The sequence below is a fragment of the Sphingobacteriaceae bacterium genome, from assembly GCA_002319075.1.
In the GTDB taxonomy this organism is placed as follows: domain Bacteria; phylum Bacteroidota; class Bacteroidia; order B-17B0; family Aurantibacillaceae; genus Aurantibacillus.
Window position 1 is genome coordinate 5,469,803 of record NVQB01000001.1, and the last position, 16,360, is coordinate 5,486,162.

19 protein-coding genes are annotated in these 16,360 nt (G+C 38.0%); 15 read left to right on the plus strand and 4 right to left on the minus strand.

Features of this window, described 5'->3' with window-relative positions; translation table 11 throughout:
• The first annotated feature begins 32 nt into the window (after positions 1 to 32).
• The 4 genes from CNR22_23615 to CNR22_23630 all read left to right on the plus strand — a co-directional run bounded on the left by CNR22_23615 (position 33) and on the right by CNR22_23630 (position 5,122).
• A complete protein-coding gene (locus CNR22_23615) occupies positions 33 to 1,553 on the plus strand; it encodes a hypothetical protein (GenBank protein ID PBQ34637.1) in 1,521 nt (506 codons plus the stop codon).
• Between the two features lie 8 nt (positions 1,554 to 1,561).
• On the plus strand, positions 1,562 to 2,194 hold the full coding sequence (locus tag CNR22_23620; GenBank protein PBQ34985.1) for a carbonate dehydratase: 633 nt from the start codon (positions 1,562 to 1,564) through the stop codon (positions 2,192 to 2,194).
• A 164-nt stretch (positions 2,195 to 2,358) separates the two neighbouring features.
• Positions 2,359 to 3,129 carry a D-beta-hydroxybutyrate dehydrogenase gene (locus tag CNR22_23625; GenBank protein ID PBQ34638.1) on the plus strand — a complete coding sequence of 257 codons (771 nt, stop codon included), beginning with the start codon at positions 2,359 to 2,361 and terminating at the stop codon, positions 3,127 to 3,129.
• Between the two features lie 334 nt (positions 3,130 to 3,463).
• Positions 3,464 to 5,122: a hypothetical protein gene (locus CNR22_23630; GenBank protein PBQ34639.1), complete on the plus strand. Its 1,659-nt coding sequence runs from the start codon at positions 3,464 to 3,466 to the stop codon at positions 5,120 to 5,122.
• 54 nt (positions 5,123 to 5,176) lie between these two features.
• Here CNR22_23630 and CNR22_23635 read toward each other — a convergent pair whose 3' ends face one another.
• From CNR22_23635 to CNR22_23645, 3 genes are all read right to left on the minus strand, one after another.
• Entirely contained in the window at positions 5,177 to 5,809 is a 633-nt protein-coding gene (locus CNR22_23635) for an electron transport protein SCO1/SenC (protein ID PBQ34986.1), read from the minus strand.
• Positions 5,810 to 5,935: 126 nt separating this feature from the next.
• Positions 5,936 to 6,184, minus strand: a complete 249-nt coding sequence (locus tag CNR22_23640; GenBank protein ID PBQ34640.1) for a hypothetical protein — start codon at positions 6,182 to 6,184, stop codon at positions 5,936 to 5,938.
• 232 nt (positions 6,185 to 6,416) lie between these two features.
• On the minus strand, positions 6,417 to 6,773 hold the full coding sequence (locus tag CNR22_23645) for a DUF983 domain-containing protein (protein ID PBQ34641.1): 357 nt from the start codon (positions 6,771 to 6,773) through the stop codon (positions 6,417 to 6,419).
• Here CNR22_23645 and CNR22_23650 point away from each other — a divergent pair.
• The 7 genes from CNR22_23650 (at position 6,754) to CNR22_23680 (ending at position 12,686) form a co-directional block, all read left to right on the plus strand.
• Positions 6,754 to 7,740, plus strand: coding sequence for an AraC family transcriptional regulator (locus CNR22_23650; GenBank protein PBQ34642.1), 987 nt, complete (start codon positions 6,754 to 6,756; stop codon positions 7,738 to 7,740). The two genes, CNR22_23645 and CNR22_23650, sit on opposite strands and share 20 nt — an antisense overlap.
• Before the next feature lie 235 nt (positions 7,741 to 7,975).
• Entirely contained in the window at positions 7,976 to 9,112 is a 1,137-nt protein-coding gene (locus tag CNR22_23655; protein PBQ34643.1) for an AI-2E family transporter, read from the plus strand.
• Positions 9,113 to 9,122: 10 nt separating this feature from the next.
• Complete coding sequence (locus CNR22_23660; protein PBQ34644.1) at positions 9,123 to 10,499, plus strand: paraquat-inducible protein A; 1,377 nt, start codon at positions 9,123 to 9,125, stop codon at positions 10,497 to 10,499.
• 272 nt (positions 10,500 to 10,771) lie between these two features.
• The gene (locus CNR22_23665) at positions 10,772 to 11,128 is read left to right on the plus strand and encodes a hypothetical protein (protein PBQ34987.1); all 357 of its coding nucleotides are present in this window, start codon (positions 10,772 to 10,774) and stop codon (positions 11,126 to 11,128) included.
• Positions 11,129 to 11,198: 70 nt separating this feature from the next.
• Positions 11,199 to 11,750: a hypothetical protein gene (locus CNR22_23670; GenBank protein ID PBQ34645.1), complete on the plus strand. Its 552-nt coding sequence runs from the start codon at positions 11,199 to 11,201 to the stop codon at positions 11,748 to 11,750.
• A gap of 47 nt (positions 11,751 to 11,797) precedes the next feature.
• The gene (locus CNR22_23675; GenBank protein PBQ34646.1) at positions 11,798 to 12,262 is read left to right on the plus strand and encodes a hypothetical protein; all 465 of its coding nucleotides are present in this window, start codon (positions 11,798 to 11,800) and stop codon (positions 12,260 to 12,262) included.
• 55 nt (positions 12,263 to 12,317) lie between these two features.
• Positions 12,318 to 12,686 (plus strand): hypothetical protein, encoded by a 369-nt coding sequence (locus CNR22_23680; GenBank protein ID PBQ34647.1) that lies wholly within the window; start codon positions 12,318 to 12,320, stop codon positions 12,684 to 12,686.
• Here CNR22_23680 and CNR22_23685 read toward each other — a convergent pair.
• A complete protein-coding gene (locus CNR22_23685; protein ID PBQ34648.1) occupies positions 12,683 to 13,663 on the minus strand; it encodes an AraC family transcriptional regulator in 981 nt (326 codons plus the stop codon). The two genes, CNR22_23680 and CNR22_23685, sit on opposite strands and share 4 nt — an antisense overlap.
• Before the next feature lie 133 nt (positions 13,664 to 13,796).
• On the opposite strand from CNR22_23685, the gene CNR22_23690 reads away from it, so the two are divergent.
• The 4 genes from CNR22_23690 (at position 13,797) to CNR22_23705 (ending at position 16,113) form a co-directional block, all read left to right on the plus strand.
• On the plus strand, positions 13,797 to 14,276 hold the full coding sequence (locus CNR22_23690) for a hypothetical protein (protein ID PBQ34649.1): 480 nt from the start codon (positions 13,797 to 13,799) through the stop codon (positions 14,274 to 14,276).
• 113 nt (positions 14,277 to 14,389) lie between these two features.
• Positions 14,390 to 14,884, plus strand: a complete 495-nt coding sequence (locus CNR22_23695) for an ATPase (protein ID PBQ34988.1) — start codon at positions 14,390 to 14,392, stop codon at positions 14,882 to 14,884.
• 175 nt (positions 14,885 to 15,059) lie between these two features.
• Entirely contained in the window at positions 15,060 to 15,503 is a 444-nt protein-coding gene (locus tag CNR22_23700) for a hypothetical protein (protein ID PBQ34650.1), read from the plus strand.
• A gap of 10 nt (positions 15,504 to 15,513) precedes the next feature.
• A complete protein-coding gene (locus CNR22_23705) occupies positions 15,514 to 16,113 on the plus strand; it encodes a hypothetical protein (GenBank protein ID PBQ34651.1) in 600 nt (199 codons plus the stop codon).
• Positions 16,114 to 16,360 lie beyond the last annotated feature (247 nt).

The following is a 16,360-nucleotide window of genomic DNA, read 5'->3' on the forward strand; positions in this document are numbered from 1 at the left end:
ATGCTCTCCATTTTTTAATTTTTAAATCATTTATGAAATCTATTGTTACAAATTTCAAATCAGGAATTGTCGTTTTTTTAGTAGCTCTACCCTTATGTTTAGGGATTGCACTTGCCTGCAACGTTCCTCTATTTTCAGGTATTCTCGCCGGCATCATCGGCGGAATTCTTGTAACCACTTTTAGCGGATCAGTTTTAAGCGTGAGCGGACCCGCGGCAGGACTTACCTCCATTATTCTTGTTTCGGTGGCGTCTTTAGGCTCATTCGAGGTTTTTATTGCAGCGGTAATGTTCGCCGGAGTGCTTCAGATCATGCTGGGACTTGTACGCGCAGGAGGCATTGGTAACTTTGTACCAAGCGCCGTTATAAAAGGCATGCTGGCAGGCATCGGGATCATCCTGATCATGAAACAACTTCCTCATTTAGTAGGTTACGACCGTGATCCGGAAGGCAATTTTGATTTTTTGCAACAAGATGGGCACAACACTTTCTCCGACCTCTATTACATGTTTAACTACATCTCTTTTGGCGCTGTAACGATAGGGCTTATTTCTATCATCTTACTTTTTGTGGGCGACAGACCATTCTATAAAACAAATAAATTTCTTTCATTAATTCCACCGGCCCTGATTGTGGTAATTGTAGGCGCATTGTTAAATGTAGCCTTCAATCCATTTAATATACTGCATATACAGGATGAACACATGGTTGCACTGCCGCTTATCCGCAATTTTTCGGATTTGAAAGAAACCTTGATCTTCCCGGACTTCAGTGCACTGCACACAAGCCGCTTTTGGGGTGTTGTAGTAACTCTTGCAGTTGTTGCGAGTCTAGAGTCCCTACTCAGCGTTGAAGCTACCGATAAACTAGATCCTGAACGACGCGATTCTAATTCAAATAAAGAATTAATTGCCCAGGGAATAGGAAATATTTTTTGCGGACTTATTGGAGCCCTGCCTGTAACTGCTGTAATTGTAAGAAGCTCTGCAAATATTAATGCAGGCGCCACCTCCAAGCTCTCTGCTATGATTCATGCACTGCTGTTGTTACTGAGTATTTTACTGATTCCAAATCTTTTGATGTTAATTCCCAATGCGGCCCTGGCTGCTATATTAATTATGACGGGATATAAACTCACAAAAATTGAATTGTTCAAATACCACTATCAAAGAGGAATCGATCAGCTGCTTCCTTTTCTTGTAACTATAGCAGTGATGCTACTCACAGACCTTTTAAAAGGAGTTGGAGCAGGAATAGCCGTTTCTATTTTCTTTATCATTCGCTTCAATATAAACTCTTCTTTCGAAGTGGCTGAAGATGTGATCGAAGGAAAAAGAAATTACCTGATAAAACTACCACAACACATTACTTTTTTTAATAAAGGATTTATAATTGAGTACCTTAATAAAATTAAAACGGAGAGCCGGGTGATCATTGATGGTTCTATCAATAAAACTACCGACAAAGACGTCAAAGAAGTTCTTCACGAATTTATTGAAGTCTCAAAACAAAAACAAATAGAAATACAACTCGTAAAATATACTATCGAATAATGACGACAATGGAAGAATCATATAACAAACTTATTGAAGGAAACAGACTTTTCTCACTTACAAAAAAATTAGATGACCCCGAATACTTTAAAAAATTATCACTTGGACAGAAACCCGATTATTTGTGGATTGGCTGCAGCGATAGTCGTGTACCGGCGAATGAAGTAACAAATACTTCAAGCGGCGAAATGTTTGTACACCGTAACATTGCCAACATGGTAGTGCATACCGACCTGAATCTGCTAAGTGTGCTTGAATATGCTGTTAACGTACTAAAAGTAAAACACGTGATTGTTTGTGGTCACTACGGTTGCGGCGGTGTAAGGGCATCTATGGGTAACGACCTGATAGGTTATGTAGACAACTGGTTGCGTAATATAAAAGACGTTTATTCAAAACACCAGTTAGAATTGGAAAACATAAGTGACTTTGAAAAACGTGTAGACCGCTTAACAGAACTTAACGTTGTTGAACAGGTAAGAAATCTTGCAAAAACAGGTATCGTACAAAAAGCATGGAAAGAAAGAGAACTCCATTTACATGGATGGGTTTACGGAATTAATAGCGGACTCATTACTGACCTTAGCGTTATTCATGACGGAAGCGCTGACATTGATCCTATATACCGTTTTAACCTGTAAAATTAGCCACAGAGAAGGGGAAACGCAAAGCCTTGTATGAAACAACAACGTGTTAGTTTAGCTTTTCAGAAAGCTTTGTGTCTCTGTGGCGTTTTTATTTAACCTTCATTTAACGAAAATAGCTGTAAATTAGGGGCTGAAAATCGCCAACAATAATCCCCTATATGAAAACAGTTCTTATTACAGGAAGCACCAGCGGCATTGGTCTGGGAATAGCTACAGAATTCGCAAAAACAAAGCAGTATAACATTATTTTTAACGGGCTCGAAACTAACGGTCCTGAAATTGCCGCAGAAATTGGAAAAAATTATGGCATTGAAGTTATGTATAGCAATGCTAACATGCTTAAACCAGAGGAACTCCGTAAAATGGTTGCCGACGGAATTTCTAAATTCGGCAAGATTGATGTGCTTATCAATAACGCAGGCATTCAACATGTTTCCCCCATCGAAGATTTTCCAGACGATAAATGGAATGCGATCATCGGTATTAATTTAACGTCAGCGTTTTATCTGTCTAAAGCCGTTTGGCCAGGTATGAAAGAACGTAAATTCGGACGCATCATCAATATCGCTTCTGCGCACGGACTTGTTGCATCTGAATTTAAAAGCGCTTACGTATCTGCAAAACATGGTATTGTAGGACTTACAAAAACTTTGGGTTTAGAAGGAGCTCCCTTTAATATTACCTGCAACGCTATTTGTCCGGGGTATGTTAAAACACCCTTAGTTGAAAAACAAATTGCTGATCAGGCCAAGGCTCACAACATGAGTGAAACAGATGTTGTAAATAAAGTAATGCTTTTAAAACAAGCCGTGAAAGAATTTGTAACCGTAGAAAGTATTGGTTTGATGGCACTCTTTTTAGCGGCAGAAACTTCTACCACAATTACCGGCACAGCTCTACCCATTGATGGTGGCTGGAATGCTCAGTAAGTTTCACTACGGCAGAGAACTTTTGCTTGCAGAATGTAAATTCATTTATCCGCCGTAAAAGTAGTCACGCGAATCATCTTCTTATCTTCACTCAAAAACGTCTATTTCTGTGCGAATAACGCATAAATAGACGTTCTTAGTTTTACACAGTACAATCAAACCCCCGAGGCTATTTTCCAGCCAAAAGACAACTACTTCTAAACGAATATAAATTTGTTTCCAGCGCTTTTTTCTTTAGCGACCCCGGTCACAAATCCTCAGGAAATTTCTGGTTTAAACTATAGAATTTTGACACAAAATTCTATGAAACATTATTTACTCTAAAAAACCCACCATGAAATTCAACCTTTATCAAAGCCTTAATTTAAGAGCTCAGAACTTGAGTAAAAGAGCCTGTTATTCTTTTCTCCTAATGGCAGCAGTTGCTTCCGCTGCACCTGCACAGGTAACATTGTATGAATCATTTACAGCCCCCTTTAATCCTGCCTCTGCCGGTTGGAGCGTTCAAAACCTTTCGTCACCTGCCGGAACAGCAACATGGTTTCAGGGAACGATTGCTTTCAATGCATTGGTTGGTGCACCTACAGATTACTATGCTGTTAACTACAACAGTACATCAAGTGCCGGAACAACCAATACAATCAGTAACTGGCTGATTACCCCTACACTTAACTTGGTAAATGGTGCCATTGTTCAATTTGCTACCCGCACAACCGCTAATACAAATTTTGCAGATCGTCTTCAACTGTATTATAGCGATGCCGGAGCAGGCACCAATGTTGGAAACAGTGCAGGCACACCAACAAACACCGCAGGTACATTTACAAATATAGTTTTCGATCTTAATGCCAATCAAGCGGCCACAGGTTATCCGGGTTTCTGGATTTCGATGACCGCAACGCTCAGCGGTATTGCCACGCCAACAGTAGGACGTCTTGCGTTACGCTACTATCTAACCAACGCAGGAGCCTCAGGCACCACCGGAAATTTTGTTGGGGTTGATGAATTCCGTTACTCCCTGCCCTGCAATCACGTTCCTGCTGTCGTTGCCTGGAATGTTCAGCCCTGCGCTGGAAATCCTGTTAACTTAACGGTGATGGGTGCAGGCACCACTGCCATTACTTCTTACACCTGGTCTACAGGAGTTAACACAAGTACCACAAGTTTTATACCTTCTAATACAGGAATACAGAGTTGTTACGTCTTAATGGAAACTACTGCAGGATGCGTCAATTTAGAGGTAGCAAATCTGAATGTTCTCCCCTCACCAACAGTTTCCTTTGTTCGGTCCCCGAATGGGAACCTCTGTTCGGGACAAACTGTTACCGTAACCGCAAGCGGCGCAAATTCCTACACCTACGTCATCAGCCCAACACAAACCATAACTACTACCCCCCTTGCAGCAAACCTGCCCACAGTAAATACTTTAACCAATGTTTCATTTACACTCCGGGGCATAGGATCAAATGGTTGCGCCAACACGCAAACTGTTTCACTCGCTGTTAATCCCAATCCAACAGTAACAGCCTCAGGTACATCGTCAGCGCTATGTATCGGAAAAACCGCTACACTCAGTGCTTCTGGTGCATCTACTTATAGCTGGTCGGGAAGTTCCACTTCTACTTTCGCAACCCTGAACTATTCAGCAACTGCACCGGCTGGCACAAAAAGTTTTTCCGTAGCCGGAACATCTGCCGAAGGCTGTATCTCCGGCACGGCGGTAGTTTCTATCCTGGTTAATAATTGCACAAGTATAGGTGATCAGTCGCTTTCATCCATTGTAAACACCTATCCTAACCCTTTCACAGATCAACTATATATTCAAGGCTTTACCGGAAACATTAAAATCTACAATGAGCTTGGACAATTGGCAATAGAGAAACAATGCCATTCGTCAGACGAAATCGACACCCGCAAACTACCCGCTGGCGTTTACCTCCTGCAAATAAAAGCCTACAACCATAGTATCACAAAAAAAATAATAAAACAATAGACGGAAAATCGTGAAAGTGAAAAGGAGTTCCGGTATAGGGAACTCCTTCTTATTTTATTTATTCATACTCTGTTCTTTCTCCAAAAGACGAATATCTTTGATTAATTTTTGAATATCTTCGGAATTCGTGCCATCGTAAAATCCACGTATGTGTCTTTCTTTATCTACTAAAGCGAACAATTGCGAATGAATAAAATCATCGCTGTCGCCATTCCCTTCTTCGTTATTCATTAAATAGCTTCTTCTCGCAAGATCGTAAAGCTCCTTTTTCTTTCCTGTAAGAAACCACCAGTTCTTTGCATTGGCTTCATGCATGTCAGCATATTGCTTTAAAACCGGGATAGAGTCTTCTTCAGGCTTTACAGTATGTGACAGAATTTTAAAGGTCGTATCGTCTTCAAATACTTTTGCAACCGTCATCATATTTTTGTTCATAACCGGACAGATAGATTGGCATGTAGTAAAGAAATACTCTGTTACATAATTTTTACCTTCCACATTTTTTTGAGTGATGGTATCACCTGATTGGTTTACAAACGCAAAGTCTGCCACTTTATGAAAAGTGGTATCAAAATCATTTACGATTTTGTTTCCTAAAGTTGGAAGAAGGCGTACTTTATCTTTTTTATCTCTTTTGCTATAGTTCACGTATATGATAGCAAAGAAACAGAATAACAGGAGCAGCATTAAGGGAATATATTTTTTCATTTTTATTAAAATTAAAGGCAATCTAAAAAAGACTGCAAAAGTGAATTAAAATTGTTGATCAGGCCATTCAGCCTTATAATAAACAAACGTTAGAATGTTTCAAACTTATGCCTGTTGCGGTGGATGGAAAACAGAAACCTTATAGTTGCTTAAATAAAAATTGAGGTAACCATCATATACCTGACTTGTGGCTGTGGCAAAATAAAATGCAACCAAACGCACTTCCTGCTCAACAAACTTTATTTCTTTTTGTTTCAGGTCTGGAAATTTTTCTGTTTTCTTTTCATTCTCTTTTAATTCTTTTGTAAGATAACACTGACCGTTACAGAGTTTAATCTTTTCGAATCGGTTCACACAAAGATTCTCTGAAATAGATGTACGGTTTAAATAGAACGAACCAAGAATAAAAAGATGCGAGAGGCTTTGAAATAATAGTACAAAAAGGAAGAGTATAGAAAGGCATCTTTTCACGCGGTAAATTTACTAATTAATTTCCTGAGGATTGAAATAAAGACCAGAGAGCTTAGCTGAGAGAGGCAAAATTCCTGAGTCTAAAACCCAACATCGCTCTCACCTCATTCACGTTTTACCAGGGAAATATATGTATGTAGATAATCCTTGAAAGTTTAAAGTTTTTCAGTGAGAATAAGAAGATTACACCCACAATAGCGAATGCTACATACAAGACAGGAACGGAAGGAAAAAGAAAATAAAAAGTGAGAAAAGTGATAATGGCTTGCAGTACAGCAAGACCATAACTCAAATACATAGCACCTAAAAAGTAACCTGGCTCCCTGTCGAAGTGATAATCACACACTTCACAATTTTTTTTCATTACAGGAAACTGATAAAATTTCTTTTTTTCGAAAACATGCCCTTGTCCACAATTCGGACATTTTTCAGTAAGAATATTTAAAACCAAATTGCCTTTTGCCGTTTTCATAGAGTCTGAATTACACTACAAATATACGGAAGAAGCGTGGTTTACAACCATTACAAACTACGCATTGTATGGCACAATTCAGACATTTTTGTATTTTTATAGTATGAAATCGTTACCTGTTTACAAAATCAAAGATTTTAGAAAATTTTCGGAAGAAAATGTCTTTTATTCCAATGATCTTAAAGCTCACGTAAAATTTCATGACTTTACAAATAGTCCTCATAAACATGACTTCTATTTTGCAGTTCTTTTTACTAAAGGCTCAGGTACACATGAAATCGACTTTAAAAAATATCCTGTAAAAACAGGGAGTCTATTTCTGCTAAAACCCGGACAGATGCATAACTGGAAACTCTCAGCCGACTGCGAGGGATTTATTTTTTTTCACACCCGCGACTTTTATGATACAGGATTTACTTCCGAACACTTACAGGATTTTCCTTTTTTTTCATCGCACCATAGCAGTCCATTACTCGTTTTAAAGGGCAGTTCATTTTTATCTATTAAAGAATTGGCTAACCAGATTAACGAAGAATACCAGAAAAACGACCGTTTCAAATTGCAAAAATTACGCGCCCTGGTGAATCTCGTTTACATCGAAACCTCGCGTCAATACAGTTCTCCCACCGAAGGCACAAAAGAAAACTACCTCGAAAAACTTAAAAAATTCGAAACCCTCATTGATGGCCATTTTAAGGACCATATAACGGCGAGTGATTATGCCGCCCTTATGAACATCAGCGAAAAACATTTAAACCGCATCTGTAAAACGTGTCTTGATAAAACAAGTACCGACCTTATATCCGACCGCATGATTCTGGAAGCGAAACGACTTTTACTTCAGTCGAAATGGAGTGTTACGCAAATAGCCGCCGAACTCGCTTTTAAAGATAATTCGTATTTCAATCGTTTTTTTAAGAAGCGCACCGGCGAAACTCCTTTAGGATTTTTGGAAAAATATCGCTAAAACTTAGTCGAGTACAAAAAAAAAGACCTCATAAAACCGGGAATTTCTTCCCCAGGTTGAGTATTTTGGTAAAAACGGGAACTACTTTCTCAACCCCTTGTACAATTACATTCATCCACAAAACTCAGTGTTTTTAAGCCTTTCAGAAGCAGTAGAATCAGATGACACCTCTCCTGGGTTGCCACACCTTCTGTCACATTATTTGCAATATCCTTAACATATTTTAAATGCACACATGATAGACAGGTTACCACTTTATCTAAAACTTTCTACAATTACAATGGGGCTCCTGGGCTTCTTTTACATTCTGTTTATTGGGCAAGACATACTTATTCCTCTCACTTTTTCTTGGATCATCGCCATTTTATTAAATCCCCTGGTTAATTTTTTCTGTCGCAGAAGTAACAGGATCATAGCAATCTCGTTAGCGATCATTGTTATGTGCATCATCGTAGGAGGAATTCTATTTTTTATAGGCTCGCAGGTAAGTATGTTCAGTGATTCTTTTCCAGCTTTAAAAAAAGCATTTAATGAATACGTCAACCAGGGGCTCACCTGGTTTTCACATACTTTTAATGTGGGCAAATCAAAAGTGAATAGTTGGATCGCAGAACAAAAAGCTGAACAGATGCATAATGCCGGTGGAATGATCACAAATACGGTTACAGGTCTTGGCGGCGCAATTGTAAATATTTTCCTGATTCCGATTTACATTTTTCTTTTTCTTTTCTACAAACCACTACTACTCGATTTTGTAGGAAAATTATTTGACAGTCATCAACATAAAGTTGTGGCAGAAGTTCTTTCTCAAACACGCGTTCTCATTCAAAATTATTTAGTTGGATTACTTTTAGAAATGGTCATAGTAGCCGCTATGAATTCTACCGCGTTACTCATTATAGGCATTAAGTATGCCGTATTATTAGGGGTGATAGGAGCTATCTTAAATCTAATTCCTTATATCGGCGGTATTGTTGCCATTGCGCTTCCCATGATTATGGGATTAATTACCGATGATCCTTCCTGTGCTTTTTTTGTATTAATCGCCTATATCATCATTCAAATTATAGACAACAACTTTTTGGTTCCTATGATTGTAGCATCCAAAGTAAAAGTCAACGCCTTGGTCTCGATTATAGTTGTACTCATAGGAGGAGCACTATGGGGGGTCGCGGGCATGTTTTTATCCATTCCTTTAACGGCCATTGCCAAAGTAATCTTCGACCGGGTTGATAAACTCAAACCCTTTGGTTTTTTAATTGGAGATACTATGCCAGATATCGGTAAAGCCATTTTTCACTTTAACCGTATAAAAAAAGAACCTAAACCTGTTATTAAACCTGAAACCGAAACGTTAACTAATACCAAGTAAAAACAGACAAATGATAAAAGATAAACTTATTTACAAAATTTTATTGGCAGTTGTTTTAATGCCTGTCATCTTATTTGCCATGTATTGCGGCTTTAATATTCACCAGTTGGTAGAAGAACGGTCGCAAATTAAAAAAGATTACAGCGAAATAAACAGTATTAAAAACGGCCTGTTTTCAGTAGACATATGGCGTTCGCATATCACCGACATTATGGATGAGCAGATCGACGCTTTTGATCTTACAGACATGCAGGAAGATACTTTAAAAATTGCTTTGAATAAAGTACTTAACTCGGTGGTAACAAAAGCCAACGACATGGTGAATAAAAAACAAACCAAACTTGACAAAAAAATAAAACAATTCGCTATCCGTCAGGTGGTGGACGTAGACAAGGTACGTGCAAAAGTTCCGGAGTTTTCGCAAACTATTATTGACGAACTAAAAAAACCCAGTAATAAACAAAGATTAAAATTTTTAGCCAAAGACAAATTTACAGAGATGGCTAAAAAAACACACGATAGTATAAGCAATGAAGAAGTGGTTCGCCAATTACTGAATAAATATCAAGCCAACACCGTGGCAGAATTTAATATGATCTCTAATTTAAAAGTTCAGCAACTGCAACAAACAAGTTACAACTACACTTACATGATGGTGATCTGCCTGTTCTTCTTTCTTGTTTTATGGCTGCTTCTCAGAAACCAAACACCTTTGCACACGCCTCTTTTTGTAATGTCGGTACTGTTAGGATTGGTAGTTCTATTGATTGGTCTTATCGCACCAATGATTGAAATAGATGCCCGGATTAAAGAGTTCGATTTTATGCTGATTGGAAAATCACTGATCTTTACCGACCAGGTTATTTTTTATCAGAGTAAAAGTATTCTCGATGTAGTACACATTTTAATAGCCACCGGAAAAGCAGATTCAATACTGGTAGGTTCGTTGATCTTAATTTTCAGTGTGGTCTTCCCTATTACCAAATTGATCTGTACTAAAATTTACCTTTTAGGAAGCGATAAAGTGAGAGAAAACAAATTCCTTAGCTGGTTTGCATTTAAGTCAGGAAAATGGTCGATGGCTGACGTAATGGTTGTGGCCATATTTATGTCTTACATTGGTTTTAAAGGAATTCTGGACACCCAAATGGCGGTACTGAATATGAAAAAAAATACACTTGCCACTATAGCCACTAATGAAACGTCGTTGCAACCTGGTGTGATCTTATTTGTGAGTTATGTACTTTATGGCTTAGTTCTTGGCGTGATTCTTAAGAAAATCACTTACAAAGAAAAAATCATTGACATTGATAAACTTCGTTTTATCCGCAGAAAGAAAGTGGTTCTGACTGAAGTACCTAAAATAAATAACGATCCTGCAAAATAATCGCCGGATATCCATTTAGGTAATCATGACTCCGGGGCCCACCCCTTACGAAGCTTTTATACAAAAGAAGCTCCTTTAATTTCTTTCCGTTAAAACAGTTAAAGTCTGTTTGGCACAAACAGTGTATACTACTAAATATACCTGTTGGGAAATTTCTTGTTGAATATTATGCAATTGTTTATTTTAGGCTCAGCAAACACCCAATAGTTTTCATGAACCTGATTCACTTAGCTTTATTTATTCTTTTAATTTCGGTCTTTTCCTGTAAACCCATGGCAACAACACAATCAACTCTACAAAATGAAAATGTAAAAGGACATTTTTTTTTAAAAGAGATGTACAACGACAGTTATTTCCCTACTCTATGCGTGAACAAAGGTAAAGACATTTTAATTGACCTGTGTTTTCAAATTGAAGCGCAACAACCGGCGAATTTAGATGCGCTTTACAAATTGACACATGCTTCAACCGAAAAATTTAACGACCTTCAGGAGCTGTTCGAAGAAAATGGCAGTGAGATAGAAACAGCAGCAAGAGAAAATATTGCAGCGGATTTTGAATTTATTGCTAAAAGCTACGGATTTACAGAGGCTGACGTGGAAGAATTAATTGCGCCAAGAGAGTGGTAATTTATATCTTGATATCAACCGAATTTTTTTTATAGCCCCCTTATAAATTCCTTACCCAAAAAAACCAGGAATGCTAAAGCGCATCTTAACAACACTGTTAGTTACCTTGATTTTGTCAAACACACAGGCGCAAAAATTAATTGGCCTGGGATTAGGCTATGATTGGGCTGAATCGTTCAGTTCAAATCCGGCTTACGCTAATAAGGACATTGATATTAGCTTTTCAAACTCCTGGAATGACTTTGTTTTGGAGGGCCGCGAAGCTTTAAGATACATGGAAGGTTTTGAAACGATCCGCTATAACACCTACGTTTTGGCAGGTTTCACAACCTTAAAAGACAGACATTTTGTGTTTGACTTTCTCGGCGGGCCTTGTTTTACTTTTGTAAATGAAAAAGCCGGAAGAGCAACCTATCATTACATAAACCAGGTAAATTTAAGTGGCAAAACAAGTTTGTCTTTGAGGTTAAGTAAAAAGAACAATCTCTTTGTGGGTCTTGCCTGTTTATTTTCGACATACCGTTATATTTCTCCCGCCCGCTTCAATGGAAAAGAAACAAGAGGCTACACCGGTTCCCTCTTGATTTCCCTCACCTACTGTTTTTTAAAGGAGTCGCCATAAAATAAATACAGCAATTCAGATAAATAAATTTTGCTTAATTTAAAGCTATGTACGTACTTGAAAAGCTACTTCTAACATCATTCGAAAAACAGCAAGTAGTAAGACTCTGGAACAAAGAATATCCAAAGTCTTTAAACTTTGCGGATGACCAGGGATTTGATCAGTACCTGAAAACTTTGTCAAATCCACAGCATTACCTTTTAACAAGTGAAAGCAAAGAAATTCTAGGTTGGGCAAGCAAATTCTCCCGCGAAGGAACAACCTGGTTTGCCATTATTCTAGACGACAAAATTCAGGGCAAAGGCTATGGATCTAAGATTCTAACTGCGATACAGAAAAACGAAACTGCTTTGCATGCCTGGGTAATTGATAAAGACAATGCGTTAAAAGCAAATGGAACGTTTTATAAATCTCCCCTGGATTTTTATTTAAAACAGAAGTTCGAAGTTCATTCCCAGATAAGACTAGAGACGGAAAAACTGTCAGCAGTTAAAATTGTCTGGAGCAGTTGAGATTCTGTGAATCTGCGTTTTAGCAATAAACAAGGCGAGTTTTCGTTCAGTATTTATGAAGAACATAAAACCCTTTTTAAGGATCATTCCGGAAATTATCCTGATTTTAATAGTTATATTTTACTGGCAGGACGCGGGTCTGAGAAATCCTGTTGCCCCGGTTTTAATGGGACTACTGCTAATGCAATTACTTCTCCGCCGAAAAACATCAGGACTCATTGTCTCATGTATCTTTCTGTTTTTAAGTTTGTGGATGGTACTGGCTTGTTTGTCTGATGCCATGAAAATAGAAGAGATGAACCATAAAGCATGGACGTTTTTGTTCTTTGGTATCGGATTTTTGAGCCTTCTTGGTATTTCATCAACACTTATGTTTGTGAAATACGTAAACCAAAAAGAACTTAAAAATCTGCAAACGAATTAAACAGCAGCTTCCTTATTATATTTCCCTTTGTATTCTATCGGAGACATACCCGTAATCTTCCGGAAAACCTCTCGAAAAGCTTTTACGTCTGAATAGCCGACTTCATACATCACTTCATTAATAGTTTTATTACTTGCTTCCAGAGCTTTTTTAGCAGATTCAATCTTTAATCTTTGTGCATATTCCAAAGGTGTGTTGCCTGTAGCCTTAATAAACCGGCGGTCAAAATTTCTCCTTCCAACTGCAAATTTAGACGACAGATATTCTACCGATATTTTTTCATCCAGGTGATTTTCCATATAAGCCTGGGCTTTTTTTACCGTTTCATCACCATGAGCCTTCTGCCCTGTAAAAATTGAAAATGGCGATTGACTTTGTCTTTCAATTTCAATCTGAAAAACTTTTGCGCAGAAAATAGCTGTTCTCCTGTCGTAATATTTTTCTATCAGGTAGATCATAAGATTAAGAAAGGAATATGCGCCACCATTTGTATAAATGCCTTTTTCATCCGTAATAATTTTATCCGTCTGCAAATTTATTTGCGGATACAGTTTTTTAAAATCATCGGCTGCTGACCAGTGCGTAGAACAGCTCATTCCATCTAAAAGTCCTGAGGAAGCAAGTATAAAAGCGCCTGTACAAATACTTGCAATCTCAGAACCTTCCTTGTGTTTTTTGGTGATCCAGGAAATAAGAGTTTTATTTTGCAGCAAGGCTTCCTTATAATTATGATTTAATGAAGGAATAATAACAAGGTCTGTCTTTTTTATCTCTGAAAGTGCAATATGTGGTTTCACCGTAAATAGCCCTTCGTAAAAATCTACTTTCTTAGAAACACCCGCCACCTGTATTTTAAAAACATCTTTCTTACCATTTTTTTTGTAGTAGTCGTTTGCTCTTGAAAAAAGTTTGTAAGCGCCCACAATACTACTTAAATTATTTTCTCCTTCGGGAACGACAATAGTAAGATGTTTCATGTTTGAAATTTCACATAAAGATAGAAATTCAGCTTGTCCGAATCAACCCGCTACAATGTCTATTTTACACCCCTCAATTCCCCCTCTTTCGCCCTAATTTTGTGATAGGAATATTCACTAAAACACAAAACACATGACTGCTATTGATGTAATGGTAAAAATGGTACAAGACAGATGGTTGGCCTTGCTAAAAAATTTCGACCGGGATCTTGATTTGCTTACAGATGAGCAATTACAAAAAGAGATTGCGCCGGGCAAAAACCGTGGAGTTTATTTGTTAGGGCATCTTTTAGCAGTACACGACGAAATGATCGTTCTCTTAGGTTTCGGCGATAAACTTTACCCCGAATTGCATGAAGCGTTTCTTAAGTCACCAGATAAAGCCATAAGCACGATCCCCTCTGCAAAAGAGCTTAGAGCTTTATGGACAAAACACAAAGAATTTTTAAATCAAAGAATAAGCGGTCTTAAAACTGCACAATGGTTTGAGAAGCACACGGCAGTTTCAGAAGAAGATTTCAATAAAGAACCGCACCGTAATAAGTTAAACATTCTTCTTACAAGAGCAAGTCACCTCGCTTACCACGCCGGACAATTCGTTCTGCTTAAATAGTTCCTTTAAAATTTATGAAAAAACTCATTCTTTTCAGTCTGCTCAGCCTGCCAGCTTTCACAAACTTTACCTGCTATACCCAAACAAACGCAATAAGTCAAAAAGATAAACCTATGAAAACAGAAGATTACACAGCTACGTTAATTGTAGATAATAGTTCAACCCAGGCCTTTACTGCCATAAAAAATTTCCGCGCCTGGTGGTCAGAAGAAATTGAAGGTCCCACTGATCAGCTAAATCAAACATTTTTCTATCACTACAAAGACATTCACTTATGTAAAATAAAACTGGTAGAAAGCATTCCTGATAAGAAATTGGTTTACGAAGTGATGGAAAACGAGTTCAGTTTTACCAAGGACAAAACAGAATGGATTGGCACCAGATTAATTTTCGACATCACAAAAGAAGGAGATAAAACAAAAATTGTTTTTACCCATAAAGGCTTAGTACCGGCATATGAATGTTACAAAGTTTGTAACGACGCCTGGACCGGCTATATGAACAACAGTCTTTACAAGTTGATTACAACGGGCAAAGGCGAACCAAACCCTAAAGACGGAGAAGGGTTTAACGCAGAACTCGCCGAAAAATGGAAGTTGAATCACTAAAGCATGTGCCCGCATTTTCAAAATACACATAACGTTTCAACGAGCAGCTATCTGCTGACACTGGCTAAAGACCTTCTGAATTTATCAGGAGGTCTTTTTATATTAAAGACTTTCTAAGATACTTAGGGGTGTTAAGAATTATTTTTACCTTGAGCAGACTAATTTTAACACTTCAATGAATAAACTTATCTGGATTACTTTGGCATTTCTTTCAGGAGCTTTTTTACCCATACAGGCCGGGTTAAATTCGAGGCTGGGAAAAACTTTAGAAAGCCCTGTATATGCTGCATTTTTTAGCTTCGTGGTAGGCACACTTGCCCTTGGCGCTTATATTTTATTTACAAAGCAAAGCATTTCTTTAACCGGCATTAAAGAAGCACCGCGCTATATCTGGCTCGGAGGCTTGCTCGGCGCGTTTTACGTAACCGTAATCATTCTTGCTTTTCCAATTTTAGGTCCGGGTTTAACCTTCGGTCTCATTGTGGCTGGACAAATGCTCATTTCCATGGTACTGGAACACTTCAATATTTTAGTGGCACAGCAACATCCGGTTAACTACATGAAACTTTTAGGAATTCTGCTCGTTATAACGGGTGTAGTAATCATCAGAAAATACTAGCTAACCTTGCATGACCACCAGGACAACCGTTATAAGTCTTATTGCTCTTTTACTCCTGATTATAAAACTACGGAAAGACTTTAGAAAAGACAGAGACCTACATGAACGTGCAAAAATTTACCAAACCCTTATCTTAAGCGTTCTTGTATTTTTTAACGCTACCTCCATTTATCATCTCCTCTGGGTAGTGGTGAATCTAAAAACGGTAGTATCGGGCTATACGATGAGCGTTGGGATGCTGACCGGATCTTTGCAGTTTGCACTTTTTGTACTAAAACTTTTATGTACCGTAGGTGTTTTTATTTTATGCTTTTTAATGTCAGGCAGAAACGAAAAAGCAAGAAAAGTATTTTTTTACGCCCTGCCTCTACTCTGCCTGAGCGGCTTATTTCATTTTTACACCAACTCCCTGGTCTTTGGCAATGCTTTTGGCCTGGCATTTCCCAACATGCTTATGATCGCACTGTTCGTTTATATAGGTTTAACGATCCTTACTCTTTTAATTTACAGATCCCCTTTTATGAAAGCATTTTTCCATGCGAATGCTGAATCTCCCAACGATAAAGAAGATGAGATTTTAGATGATATGGATCTGTCCGAAGAATCCTAACTATTTTTGTGGTATCGACCTGAAATTTTTAAAAAGCAAAAAAAATCGGGATTGTAATTTGGCATACTAGCAGTTACAGCCCTCTCTAGGGTTGAACGCGGGTCGCTTTAAGCTTTATAACCATCGCACAAAGCAGGAAAAAAGATTCTGGCAAAGTTCCTAAATGCATTTTTTTAATGTGCCTGAACTTTGTATCTTTTCAAAAAAAATTCAGTTATCAAAATAAATGCCTGGCTGGCTAAATAAA